We start from the raw sequence: 12,811 nt of genomic DNA, 5'->3' as shown, positions 1-12,811 counted from the left end.
CGGTCGGAGAGCTGCGTCTGCAGGGCACGCAGATCGCGTCCGGAGCCGACCACCCTGCCGCGCTCGTCCACGGCGCGGAAGTTCATGCGCAGATGCGGGGGCACCCGTTCATCGTCGAAGTCGGCGGCGGAGACCAGTTGATTGGCGAGCGGCTGGATGCGACGGGCGAGGGCTTCCCTGAGCGTGCGCGGGGGCAGACCGCCGTGCGACTCCGGCCCTTCGTCGATGAGCTCGGCACCGAACTTCTCCGCCCAGTCGGCCGCGGGCACCACGTGGCGACGGATGGCCTTGGGGAGAGCGCGCAGCAGGCCGGTCACGAGCTCGGCACGCAGGCCGGGAACCTGCCAGTCGAAGCCGCGATCCTCGATCTGGGCGAGCAGGGGCAGGGGCACGACGACGCTCACTCCGTCGTCGTCGGCGCCCGGCTCGAATCGGTAGGCGAGGCCGAGCACCTGATCGCCCTGCGTCCACCGGGTCGGGAACTCGCGCTGATCCGCGCGCTCCTCGTCGTCGATCAGGTCGCTCTCGCGCATCACGAGCAGCTTCGGCGTGGCCGCCATGGCCTCGCGCCACCAGCTCTCGAACGAGCGCACATCGAAAACCTCGGCGGGGATGCGTTCGTCGTAGAAACGGAACACGGCCTCGTCGCCCGAGAGGATGTCGCGGCGGCGCTCGCGCTCCTCCAGCTTCTCGAGGCGCTTGCGCAGCTCGGCGTTGCTGCGCCAGAACGCACTCACCCTCTTGTCGATCCGCGTCGGATCCCACTCGCCCTCGACCAGCGCGTGCCGCACGAACAGCTCGCGTGAGGCGGCTCTGTCGATGCGCGCGAACTGCACGCGCCTGCGCGGGATGATCTCGAGCCCGAAGAGCGTCACCTTCTCGAACGCGACAGCGGCCGCCGCATCCTTGGACCAGTGCGGCTCGGTCACCTGGCGCTTGGCCAGATCCCCGGCGAGGGGTTCGGCCCAGGCCGGATCGATCGCGGCGACCGTGCGTGCGAACGTGCGGGAGGTCTCGACGATCTCGGCGGCGATCACCGCGCGCGGGCTCTTCTTGCGCAGCCCGGAGCCGGGGAAGATCGAGAAGCGGATACCTCGGGCTCCGCGATACTCCGCGATGCGCCGACCCTTCTGCTCCTTCGCGGGGGCGTGCGTCTTGCCGGCGGGGGCGGTGCGCTCGTCGAGGATGCCGATCTGCGAGAGCAGGCCGGAGAGCAGGGCGCGGTGGATCGCATCGGGGTCGCTGGCGCCCCCGCCCTCCCCGTCACGGTCGTTCGTCTTCACGAGGGTGCGGAGCTGGCGGTGCACATCGAACCACTCGCGCACCCGCACGTAGTTGAGGTGCTCGGAGCGGCAGAGTCGACGGAACGCGCTCGAACCGAGCTCGCGCTGCTGCTCACGCAGGTGGTTCCACAGGTTCAGCAGGGTCAGGAAGTCGCTGGTCGGGTCGACGAACCGCGCATGCAGGCGGTCGGCCTCCTCCCGACGCTCTTCTGGCCGCTCCCGCACGTCCTGGATCGTCATGCCGGAGACGATCGCGAGCACGTCGCGTGTCACAGACGAGTGGGTCGGCGAACCCGTCGAAGGGCGCCCCGCCTCGATCAGCATGCGTGCGAACCGCGGATCGATCGGCATGCGCGAGATCTCGCGGCCGATGCGGGTCAGGTGCGGGGATCCGTCCCTGCGCGACGCCTCGACGGCGCCGAGCTCGGTGAGCAGGTCGAACGCGGCCTTCACCCCACGGGAGTCGGGCGGGGTGAGGAACGGGAACGCCGTGATGTCGCCGAAGCCCAGCGACAGCATCTGCAGGATGACCGAGGCCAGCGAGGTGCGCAGGATCTCGGGCTCGGTGTACTCCGGCCGCCTGTCGTAGTCGTCCTCTGAGTACAGGCGGATCGCGATGCCGTCGCTCGTGCGGCCTGCGCGACCGGAACGCTGGTTGGCCGAGGCCTGCGAGACGGGCTCGATCGGAAGCCGCTGCACCTTGGAGCGGTTGCTGTAGCGGGAGATGCGCGCCGTGCCGGTGTCGATCACGTACTTGATGCCGGGCACGGTGAGGCTCGTCTCGGCCACGTTGGTGGCGAGGATCACCCGACGGCGCACGCCGGCCACCCTGCTGCGTTCGAACACCCGATGCTGGTCGGCGGCGGAGAGGCGGCCGAACAGCGGCAGCACCTCGGTGGGGGAGCGGTCGTTCGCGTAGGCGCCGCGCACCGCGTCCGCGGCGTCGCGGATCTCGGCCTCACCGGGGAGGAAGACGAGCACGTCTCCCGGCGGTTCACGGTCGAGCTCCCGCAGGGCGGAGACGATCGCCGACACCTCGTCCTCCGGCTTCGCAGGCGAGCTCTCGTCGTCCGCATCCTCGACCGGCCCGCGGTAACGGATCTCCACCGGATAGGTGCGGCCGGAGACCTCGATGATCGGGGCGGGGGTTCCGTCGCCGCCGGTCTCCGAGGGAGCGGCGAAGTGCTTCGCGAAGCTCTCCGGATCGATCGTCGCGGAGGTGATGATCACCTTCAGATCCGGACGCTCCGGAAGGATGCGGGCGAGGTAGCCGAGCAGGAAGTCGACGTTGAGGGAGCGCTCGTGCGCTTCGTCGATGATGATCGTGTCGTAGCGCGTGAGCAGACGGTCGCGGTGGATCTCGTTGAGGAGGATGCCGTCGGTCATCAGGGCGATGCGCGTGGCGTCGGACACCTTGTCGGTGAAGCGCACCTTGTAGCCGACGATCGTGCCGAGCTCGACCTGCAGCTCTTCGGCCACGCGCTCCGCGATCGTGCGTGCGGCCAGGCGACGGGGCTGGGTGTGCGCGATGCGCTCGCGCCCGAGCTCGAGAGCGATCTTCGGCAGCTGCGTGGTCTTTCCCGATCCCGTGGCACCGGCGACGATCACGACCTGATGGTCGCGGATGGCGTCGGCGATCTCGGCCCTCGCCGCACTGACCGGCAGCTCGGGGGGATAGGAGATCACGGGAGAAGACATAGCCCTCCATCGTATGCCGGGAATCGCCCCCTACGATCATGGGGTGATCACCGCTCTCGCTCCTGTCCAGTGGTTCCGCGAGTTCGGGCGGCCGCCGCGCATCCTCGGGCTCGACATCGCCAGAGGACTGGCGATCCTCGGCATGGCCGGAGCGCACATCGGCGAGACAGAGGCATTCGACTGGTTCGACCCCTCGACGTGGACCGACCTGGTGCACGGGCGGTCCTCGATCCTGTTCGCGGTGCTCGCCGGTATCTCGATCGCCCTGATGACCGGGCGCAGTGCCGGTCCCGACCGCGAGCGGATCCCGAGCATCCGCCTGCAGCTGATCGGGCGCGGTGCGGTGATCTTCGTGATCGGGCTGGCGCTGGAGATGCTGAACACCCCGATCGCCGTGATCCTGACGCTCTACGGTCTGCTCTACGTCGCGGTCATCCCGTTCCTGCGGTGGCGGCCCTGGCAGCTGCTGAGCGCCAGCGCGGTGCTCGCGCTGCTGGGCCCGTCTCTGCTCGCCTTCCTGAACGCGGTGATGCTGAACCCCTACGGTTCCGGTATCGGATTCGTGCTCTACGGCACGTATCCGATCACGGTCTGGATGGCGCTGGTGCTCGCCGGCATGGCGTTCGGTCGCCTGCACGTCGAGCGGCTGCGCACGGCGGCGGTCGCGCTCGGGATCGGATTCGTGCTCGCCGTGATCGGCTACGGCTTGGGCGGAATCGGTCAGGCAGCGGGACTCGCCGGGGGCTTCAGCAGCAGCTCGTTCTCCGATAGCAGCTCCTTCTCCGGCGGCGGCTCCTTCTCCGACGGCAGCTCCGGCAGCGTCGTCTCCCCGCCCTCCGGGTGGGAGGGATACCCGCAGGCGCTGACCGAGACAGATCCCCTCCGCGCCGTGCTCACCGCGGTGTTCGCGGTCGAACCGCACAGCGGCGGCACCGCAGAGATCCTCGGATCGGGCGGCTTCGCGCTCGTGGTCATCGCGCTGTGTCTGCTGCTGAGCCGGCCGTTGCGCTGGGTGCTGCTGCCGCTCGGCGCGCTCGGCTCCATGCCCCTGACGGCATACAGCGCTCACGTCGTCTCCGTCGTGCTGGTGGCCGGGCCAGGAGGGTTCTTCTCGAGCAACGCCTTCTGGGCGGCCACCGCGCTCGGACTGCTGCTCCTGACGACGCTCTGGTCGATGTTCTTCGGACGGGGCCCGCTGGAACGCCTGGTCGGACGAGGGGCAGCGGCGATGGCGGCGGTGCCGCGGCGCTGATATGGCGGCGGTGCGGTGGCGCTGATCCGGCCGGCTTCGAGCGTTCCTCCGGATCGGGAGGCGCGATGTGTTACCGTGGGTGCGCAACGCCTGTCTGGCGTCTGCGACCGACTGGCATGGCTGGTCGGACTGGGGAGTTTCGAACTGGGGAGTTCACACCACCGCGTCGCGGCGATCTTTCGCCGCCTCGATGTCGTCGAGCGCGCGGGGGATGATCACGCCGCGTTCGGGACAGCATCGACTGGGGAGTCACGGTGGGGAACACGAGTTTCGGGCGACGGGCACGCTTCGGGCGACGGACAAGAGGTGTCGTCGCATCAATGCTGACGGCCGGTCTGCTGATCGCGGGTCTGTCGGGTGTGGGAGCGACGGCGGCTGCCGCGGCGGATGTGCCGCCGACGATGCCGCCGCAGTTGCAGCGCGACGAGAACGTGGTGACGTCGGACCCGATCCCGACTGTGCAGATCGACAACGGCTACGTATGGGCGCAGACCACGATCGGCACCACGGTGTACGCGGTCGGCAAGTTCGACAACGCGCGGGAGCCGAAGGCGGCGTCCGGGACAGCCCTCACCGCCCGTTCGAACGTGCTGGCCTACGACATCGTCTCGGGTGCTCTGTCCTCGTTCGCCCCGACGGTCAACGGCGTCATCAAGGCGGTCGCCGCGTCTCCCGACGGGTCCCGCATCTACATCGGCGGCTCGTTCAACAAGGTGAACGGGAAGGACCGCTGGAACTTCGCGGCGCTCGATGCCAAGACCGGTGAGCTGGTCCCGCAGTTCGCGCCGTCGATCGGCGGCAGCGGCGTGTACGCCATCACGACCGACGGGTCGAACATCTACCTCGGCGGTCTGTTCACCCAGGCCAACGGCGTCGCCCGGAAGAACCTCGCGGCCTTCGACCAGAAGAACGGAGCGCTCCTGAGCTGGGCCCCGCAGGCCGACCGCCAGGTCGACGCCCTCGTCATGGACCCGGCGGGCACGAACGTCATCGTGGGAGGACGCTTCTCCGCGGTGAACGGCAGCAGCCTGCGCGGTTCCGCAGCGGTCGACAAGTCCACGGGTGCCGCCGACACCGCCTGGGGCATCTCCAAGGTCGTGAAGAACAGCGGCAGCAGCAGCAACTCCGGCATCTTCGCGCTCGCCACGGACGCGAACACCGTCTACGGCACCGGGTGGAGCTGGGCCGGCGGGGGCAACCTCGAGGGCACGTTCGCCGCTGAGGCCGGCACGGGTGCGGTGCGGTGGATCGCAGACTGCCACGGCGATCACTACGGCGTTTACTCGACCGGCAAGGTGGTCTACACGACCAGCCACATGCATTCCTGCAACACGATGGGGCTCCAGCCGCAGAAGAACCCGGCGGTGTACCAGTACGCCGAGGCCTACACGGCCGACGCGCGCGGAACCCTCTCCGCGAACACCTACTCCGGGTACGCCAACTGGGCCGGCACCCCCGCTCCGTCGCCGTACCAGTGGGCGCCCGACTTCGCGGTCGGCACCACGAGCGGCCTCGGCCAGGCGGGCCTGTCGATCACGGGCGCGGGCGACATGATCTCGATCGGCGGAGAGTTCCGCTCGGTGAACAACGGGCAGTTCGAGGGAATCGTGCGCTTCTCCACGAACCCTCCGGGTGGTGCGAAGGACGGGCCCCGGCTCTCCGACGCGGCATGGAAGCCCACGGCGGGCACCTCGCCCGTCCCCGGCAGCGCCCGGGTGTCGATCCCCACGAACTGGGACAGGGACGACCTGACCCTCACCTACGAGCTGCGCCGCGACGGTGCCACCGAGCCTGTGGCCACCGCGACAGCGGACGGCACCTGGTGGAAGCAGACGACGGTCACCCTCGACGACCCGACGGCGACCCCGGGAGCCACGCAGAGCTACACGGTGGTCGCGAAGGACCGTGACGGCAACATCGCCACGAGCGCGAGCGTGAACGCGAAGGCCACGGCGGGCACCGCCTCGGCCTACTCGAAGAAGATCCTCGCGGACAAGCCTTCGCTGTACTACCCGATGGGCAACGTCTCGAAGGACTGGGCCGGATCGAACAACCCGGTGAGCGGCACGGGAGCCTCAGCCTCGTCGTCGGGCATCGAGAACAGCGGCACCGGTTCGACAACGTTCAACGGCACCACGAACGGGCGGGTGTCTTCCGATGCGAAGGCGCCGGTGTCGAGCGAGTTCTCCGCGGAGATCTGGTTCCAGACCACCACGAAGACCGGTGGCATGCTCATCGGCTCCGGAGCGGCCAAGACGGGAAGCTCCGCGAGCGTCGACCGGCAGCTGTACATGGCCAACAGCGGCACCCTGACCTTCGGCGTCTTCGCCGGGCAGGCCCGATCCACGATCGCCGGAACCAAGGCGCTGAACGACGGCGTCTGGCATCACGCTGTCGCGTCGCAGGGTGCGGCCGGGATGAAGCTGTACGTCGACGGCGAGCTCGTCGCGTCCGACGCCGCGGTCACGACGGCCAAGACCGACCCCGCTTACCTCCGCATCGGGGGAGACGCGCTCACGGGCTGGCCCTCTGCTCCTTCGTCGAACTACTTCAAGGGATCGCTGGACGAGGCCGCGGTGTACCCGCTCGCGTTGAACGCCGACCAGGTGCGCTCGCACTTCCAGCTGGGCAAGGGCCTCAAGGCTCCGACGGCGGCCTTCACGGCCCAGGCGACCGACCTGACCGTCGCGGTCGACGGGTCGGGATCCACCGCAGACGGCGCAGCGTCGATCAGCGGCTACGCGTGGGACTTCGGCGACGGCTCGTCGGCGACCGGCGCGACGGCGACGCATGACTATGCGGCGGCCGGCACCTACACCGTGCGGCTGACGGTGACGGACAGCAGCGGACTGTCGGCGTCGAGCGAGAAGCAGGTCGCGGTGACGGCTCCCGTCGTGGCCGATGTCGTGGTGGCATCCGACCGGTTCGACCGTGCGGTGGAATCCGGCTGGGGCACTGCTGAGGTCGGTGGCGTATGGACGCCCATGCAGGGGAAGTCGACGGCTCTCTCGGTGGCCGACGGTGCGGGAGTGATCGACCTCGTCGCCGGGCAGACCAGGGAGATGCTGTTGGACGATGCGTCGGTGCGGGATGCCGCCACCACCATGTCCTACACGCTCTCCGGCGGTCCGGAGTCTGGCACCGTCTACGTCGGAGCGGGTTCTCGGCGCAACGCGGACGCCGGCTACCGCGCCCTGGCGTGGCACCGCGCTGATGGGGCGACGTGGGTCGTGATCCAGCGCAACGGGACGGCCATCGCGAGCGCCGCTGTGCCGGGGCTGACCTGGAGTGCCGGCACCGTGTTCCATCTGTCGACCGAGACGACCGGGTCGTCCTCGACCACGATCCGCGCCAAGGTGTGGGCCGACGGACAGCCGGAACCGGCGACGTGGCAGGTGTCCGCGAGTGACGCGACCGCGGCGCTGCAGAGCGAGGGCTCGCCCTCGGTGTTCTCCTACCGGGCCGGCACCGCGACCGGCACGAACGTCGTGCGGGTGAACGAGGTCAAGACCACCCGGATCGGTGGCTGAGCAGCCGCTGGGCTGAGCGCAGACGCAGAGGGGGCACCGGCATCGGCCGGTGCCCCCTCTGCGCCTCTCAGACGTCTCCGGGCATCTCAGAAGTGGGTGCCGCCGTCGATGCGCACCTCGGTGCCGGTGATGAAGGCGCCGTCCTCGCTCGCGAGCATCGCCACCACACCGGCGACCGATTCCGGCCCGGCGAAACCCTCGCCGATCGCGGGTGCGAGCTTCATGAACAGGCTCATGTCGGCGTCGGCGGGGAGGCCGGGGCCGTTGCTCTGGTTGCTCCGTCCGGACCCGTCGGTCATGCCGGACGAGATCGACCCCGGCTGCACCGCGGTGAAGCGGATACCGCTCTTCGCGTACTCCGCTGCGAGCGCATGGGTCATCGACTGCACGCCGCCCTTGCTGGCCGCATAGGCCGCCATGTAGGGGTGTGCGAATCCGGCCGAGGTAGAGCTGAAGTTGACCACGGCGGCCGAGGAGCCCTCCTGCAGGGCGGGGATCGCCGCGCGGATGACGAGGAACGTCCCGACCAGGTTGATGCGGATGACCTGCTCGAACTGGTCGAGCGTCGTCTCGTGGGTGTGCGAGGAGCGGAGGATGCCGGCAGCGTTGACGAGCACGTCGAGTCCGCCCAGAGCGGCGACGGCTTCGGCGACGCCCGCGGCAACGGAGGCCTCGTCGGCGATGTTCATCGTGACGGTGGTGAGGCGTTCGGCGAGCGGCCCTGCCTTGGCGACCGTGTCGTCGAGGCCTTCGGTGCTGACGTCGGCGGCGACGACGCTGCCGCCTTCACGGAGCATCCGCAGCACGGTGGCCTGGCCGATGCCCGACCCTCCTCCGGTGACGAGAGCCCGACGTCCTTCGTAGCGGTTCATGATCTTCCCTTCGTGATGAGTACTGGCAGGATATGCCTGTTTGGCATGTTGTGCCACCTAGTCCCAACCTGCCGGTGCGCGGATCTGTTCCCGTACGCTGTGACGGTGGAGACGTCGACCCTCACCGAGCGCCGCAGGGCCGCGACCGAGCGCGAGATCGCTGCCGCTGCGGCCGCGTTGTTCGCGGAGCAGAGCGTGGCGGGCGTCACCGCAGAGCAGATCGCGGCGCGTGCGGGCGTCTCGGTGCGGACGTTCTACCGCTACTTCGCACGCAAGGAAGACGCGATCGCGCCGATCCTCAGCGTCGGCGCGCAACGGTGGCAGGAGGCCTTCGCGCAGGTCGGAGAGGGGGCTCTGGGTGAGCAGATCCCGGCCGTGATCGAGGCGCAGCTCGCCGAGGGACAGTCAGGTGCGGGCATCGCCGACGGGCTCGAACTCGACACGATGCTCGGCGTGCTCCGCGGACTCGACGACGATTCCGAGATGCGCGACGTGTGGCTGCGTGTGAACGATGATTCCGAGCGCAGGTTGCGTGCGATCCTTCAGGAACGCGGCCTCGCCGTGTGGGATGCCGCATTGCTCGCCGCCGTCGCGACCGCCTCGATCCGTGTCGGGCTCGAACAGTGGGCGGCGGATCCCGACGGCCCTCGTCCCGCCGTGCGCGCAGTCGACGCCTTCCGGTCGATGTCGCAAGGGCTGAGCGGACTCGATTGACGTCGTCCGCTCACCGGCCCGTGCGCGGCGCCGTCGCTACACGGGCAATGCCAGATACAAGCGGTAGGCGGCCTGACCGGCGAAGCTGTCCGCGGCGTTCGCGGGCGCTTCGACGAGGTACAGGCGCCCGGGAGCATGCGGACGCGATTGCGCGTCGAGGTGCCACACCACCCGGCTGATCGTCGCTCCCTCGAAGTCGTATCGGGTGCCGGACCCGTCATCGAAGACCTGTTCCGTGTAGGTGGGGTCGCCGATCCTGCTCCGGATGTCGATGGCGGCCTGTGCTGCCTCCTCGTCGGAGGCGAACTGCAGCACGGTCAGCGTGGCGCGTCCGGTGTCGGAGCTGAACACGGCGGTCGTGGCGTCGCGGGAGCCGAGGTCGTTCGGAGTATCCGTCCACTCGCCTTCGAGCTTCCAGTCGCCGGCAGCGGTTCCGACCTCCGTCGAGGCCGCGGCGCACAGCTCACCGCACCCCGATGTCGGAAGGGCAGGGGGTGGCGTCGTGGTCGGGGTGGATTCCGGTGTCGCCGATGTCGATGGTGCCGTGGTCGACTGTCCGCGTCCCTCGCCGATCTCGGCGCGCAGACCGGCGGCGAGAAGGAGATTCGCCCCGATGGTTCCGAGAAGGAGGAAGGCGGCGACGACGATGACCAGGATGACGATGGTCCGACTGCGCCTCTTCGTCGCTGTGACGACCCGTGTCTCATCCTCGTCGGGATCATGCGTCTCGGCCGCGGGCGGCGGGGGCGGGAGATACTCCTCATCGCCGGACGTGTCGCGTTCATTCATCGACCTCAGCCTACGGAAGTCGGTCGGGCACTGCGGCGACCGCACCGACTTCTTTCGTCACCGGCCGGGTCCACCTGTCATCACAGGTCATAGGCTGGAGACATGACGATTCCTGCACTCGAACTGAACGACGGCAACTCCATCCCCCAGCTGGGCTACGGCGTCTTCAAGGTGCCGCCGGCAGAGACCGAGAAGGCGGTGAGCGAGGCTCTGGAGATCGGCTATCGCCACATCGACACCGCCGCGATCTACGGCAACGAGGAGGGCGTGGGTGCCGCCATCGCATCCTCTGGCATCCCCCGTGACGAGCTCTTCATCACGACGAAGCTCTGGAACGACCGTCACCATGACGACGAGCCCCGCGCCGCCATCGGCGAGAGCCTCGAGAAGCTGGGTCTCGAGAAGGTCGACCTGTACCTGGTGCACTGGCCCACCCCGGCCAAGGACGACTACGTGCACGCGTTCGCGAAGCTGATCGAGCTGCGTGAGGAAGGTCTCACCCGCAGCATCGGCGTATCGAACTTCCTGGTCCCGCACCTCGAGCGCACCGTGAAGGAGACGGGCGTGGTCCCGGCTGTGAACCAGATCGAGCTCCACCCCGCGTACCAGCGCCGCGATGAGGTCGCCTGGGCCGACGCGAACAATGTGCGCATCGAGGCGTGGGGTCCGCTCGGCCAGGGCAAGTACGACCTGTTCGGCATCCCGGCCGTCGCGGATGCCGCAGCCGCGCACGGGGTCACCCCGGCGCAGGCGGTGCTCCGCTGGCACCTGCAGAAGGGCATCATCGTGTTCCCGAAGTCGGTGCGCGCCGAGCGCCTGCGCGAGAACCTCGACGTGTTCGGCTTCGAACTGACCGACGCCGAGATCGCCGCGATCGACGCCCTCGACCCGCTCGACGGTTCCGGCCGCGTGGGCTCGCACCCGGACGAGGTCAACTGACCCTCTCGGGGAGACGGAGCCTCCGGGCCTACATGACGCCCCGTGTCGCCTCGCGCGACACGGGGCGTCGTCCTGAGTACCGTCGAGGCATGACAGCTCCGTACCGTGTCGTCGCCGTGTCGGGATCCCTGCACGAGCCCAGCAAGACGACCGCCCTCGTCCGCGCGATCACGGCCGCCATCGCCGAGCGCGCCGACATCGAGTCGCAGCTCATCGAGCTGACGCAGATCGGACCGGGGCTGGCCGGCGCGTTGCAGCGTGACCAGCTGCCGCCGGAGGTCGAGGCGCAGTTGCAGGCGATCGAGTCCGCCGATCTGCTGATCGTGGGCAGCCCCGTGTATCGGGCGTCGTTCACCGGGCTCTTCAAGCACCTGTTCGACTTCGTCGGTCAGTACGACCTGGTGGGAAAGCCGGTGCTGCTCGCCGCGACGGGCGGCGGCGAGAAGCACGCGCTCATCATCGAGCACCAGCTGCGTCCGCTGTTCGCGTTCTTCCAGGCGCTCACCCTGCCCCTCGGCGTCTACGCCAGCAACACCGACTTCGACGGCTACGAGATCACCTCCGAGGTGCTCGAAGCCCGCATCGCTCTGGCAGCCGAGCGTGCGCTGCCGCTGGTGGGGTACGCGGCCTCGCGTCCGGTCGAACTCCTCGTCGGCTGACCGCAGTCGCCACGCGCGGCGTAGCGTGGAGGCTATGACCAATCGGCTCGCGGACACCCTCAGCCCGTACCTGCGCGCGCACGCCGACAATCCGGTCGACTGGCACCCGTGGGGTGAGGAGGCCTTCGCGGAGGCCCGGCGGCGGGACGTGCCGCTGCTCATCTCGATCGGCTATTCGACCTGCCACTGGTGTCACGTGATGGCGAGGGAGTCTTTCGCCGATCCCGTCACCGCGGCGCTCATCAACGAGGGCTTCGTCGCCGTCAAGGTCGACCGTGAGGAGCACCCCCAGGTCGACGGTGCGTACATGGCGGCGGCCTCGGCCTTCACGCAGAACCTGGGTTGGCCGCTGACGGTGTTCGCCACGCCGCGCGGACGCACCTTCTACGCCGGCACGTACTGGCCGCCGGAGGCCCGTGCGCCGATGCCCGCCTTCCGTGAGGTCCTCGCCGCGGTGCGGGAGGCCTGGACGCTCCGTCGCACCGAGGCCGAGGAGTCGGCGGATGCCGTGACGGACGCACTCGCCCGAGCAGCGGAATCGGCGCCATCGGACGTCCCGGATGTCGTTGCGATCACGACGGCGGCGGAGGCGATCGCGCAGCGGGAGGACCGCCGGTTCGGCGGCTTCGGCGGCGCGCCGAAGTTCCCCGTCGCCACCACACTGCGGTTCTTGCAGCATCCCCTCGTGCGAGAAGGTGCGCCGGAGGCATCTGCCGCTGGTGCGCGCGCGCTCGCCGCGATGGCGGCCTCCGACCTTCGCGACGCCGACGGCGGGTTCTTCCGCTACGCGACCGGGCGCGACTGGACCGTGCCGCACTACGAGCGGATGCTGACCGACAACGCGCAGCTGCTCGACATCGCTCGTGACGGGGGAGACGAGCCGACCGTGCGAGGTATCGCCTCGTTCCTGACGGGCGTGCTCCCGCGCGACGGAGGCGGATTCGGCGCGGCGCAGGATTCCGAGTCGACGATCGACGGCGTGCGCTCCGAGGGCGGGTACTACCTCCGCCCGGTGGCCGAGCGCGCGGACCTGGTGCCCCCGGCAGTCGACGGCAAGGTGATCACCGGATGGAAC

9 protein-coding genes are annotated in these 12,811 nt (G+C 69.4%); 6 read left to right on the top strand and 3 right to left on the bottom strand.

Annotated elements, in window-relative coordinates:
- A partial coding sequence (gene hrpA / locus DSP71_RS18940) for an ATP-dependent RNA helicase HrpA (protein ID WP_113681824.1) occupies positions 1-2,981 on the bottom strand: 2,981 nt, incomplete at its 3' end.
- A 43-nt stretch (positions 2,982-3,024) separates the two neighbouring features.
- Between hrpA and DSP71_RS18935 the strand changes: the two genes are divergently transcribed.
- Both DSP71_RS18935 and DSP71_RS18930 read left to right on the top strand, forming a co-directional pair.
- Positions 3,025-4,233 (top strand): DUF1624 domain-containing protein, encoded by a 1,209-nt coding sequence (locus DSP71_RS18935; protein ID WP_258546554.1) that lies wholly within the window; start codon positions 3,025-3,027, stop codon positions 4,231-4,233.
- Between the two features lie 320 nt (positions 4,234-4,553).
- Complete coding sequence (locus tag DSP71_RS18930; RefSeq protein ID WP_257021944.1) at positions 4,554-7,763, top strand: LamG-like jellyroll fold domain-containing protein; 3,210 nt, start codon at positions 4,554-4,556, stop codon at positions 7,761-7,763.
- 86 nt (positions 7,764-7,849) lie between these two features.
- Here DSP71_RS18930 and DSP71_RS18925 read toward each other — a convergent pair whose 3' ends face one another.
- Entirely contained in the window at positions 7,850-8,635 is a 786-nt protein-coding gene (locus DSP71_RS18925; protein WP_058632388.1) for an SDR family NAD(P)-dependent oxidoreductase, read from the bottom strand.
- A 105-nt stretch (positions 8,636-8,740) separates the two neighbouring features.
- Here DSP71_RS18925 and DSP71_RS18920 point away from each other — a divergent pair, with 105 nt between their 5' ends.
- Entirely contained in the window at positions 8,741-9,349 is a 609-nt protein-coding gene (locus DSP71_RS18920) for a TetR/AcrR family transcriptional regulator (protein ID WP_233437312.1), read from the top strand.
- 36 nt (positions 9,350-9,385) lie between these two features.
- On the opposite strand, the gene DSP71_RS18915 is transcribed toward DSP71_RS18920, so the two are convergent.
- Positions 9,386-10,138 carry a hypothetical protein gene (locus DSP71_RS18915; RefSeq protein ID WP_113681821.1) on the bottom strand — a complete coding sequence of 251 codons (753 nt, stop codon included), beginning with the start codon at positions 10,136-10,138 and terminating at the stop codon, positions 9,386-9,388.
- Between the two features lie 102 nt (positions 10,139-10,240).
- Here DSP71_RS18915 and DSP71_RS18910 point away from each other — a divergent pair, with 102 nt between their 5' ends.
- From DSP71_RS18910 to DSP71_RS18900, 3 genes are all read left to right on the top strand, one after another.
- On the top strand, positions 10,241-11,077 hold the full coding sequence (locus tag DSP71_RS18910; protein WP_046749735.1) for an aldo/keto reductase: 837 nt from the start codon (positions 10,241-10,243) through the stop codon (positions 11,075-11,077).
- Between the two features lie 89 nt (positions 11,078-11,166).
- Complete coding sequence (gene msuE, locus DSP71_RS18905) at positions 11,167-11,736, top strand: FMN reductase (protein WP_058632391.1); 570 nt, start codon at positions 11,167-11,169, stop codon at positions 11,734-11,736.
- A gap of 34 nt (positions 11,737-11,770) precedes the next feature.
- Positions 11,771-12,811, top strand: a 1,041-nt coding sequence (locus DSP71_RS18900) for a thioredoxin domain-containing protein (protein ID WP_147251400.1), incomplete at its 3' end; no start/stop codon positions are given.

It is taken from the genome of Microbacterium sp. H6, from assembly GCF_003314775.1.
GTDB lineage: Bacteria > Actinomycetota > Actinomycetes > Actinomycetales > Microbacteriaceae > Microbacterium > Microbacterium oxydans.
The sequence above is the reverse complement of the archived record's forward strand: the minus strand, read 5'-3'. Positions and strand labels throughout refer to the sequence as shown.

Bases quoted from the DNA above. Each gene is read 5' to 3' on its own strand.
- DSP71_RS18930 (WP_257021944.1), top strand. From the start codon at position 4,554: ATGCTGACGGCCGGTCTGCTGATCGCGGGTCTGTCGGGTGTGGGAGCG.
- DSP71_RS18925 (WP_058632388.1), bottom strand. From the start codon at position 8,635: ATGAACCGCTACGAAGGACGTCGGGCTCTCGTCACCGGAGGAGGGTCG.
- DSP71_RS18915 (WP_113681821.1), bottom strand. From the start codon at position 10,138: ATGAATGAACGCGACACGTCCGGCGATGAGGAGTATCTCCCGCCCCCG.
- DSP71_RS18910 (WP_046749735.1), top strand. From the start codon at position 10,241: ATGACGATTCCTGCACTCGAACTGAACGACGGCAACTCCATCCCCCAG.
- msuE (WP_058632391.1), top strand. From the start codon at position 11,167: ATGACAGCTCCGTACCGTGTCGTCGCCGTGTCGGGATCCCTGCACGAG.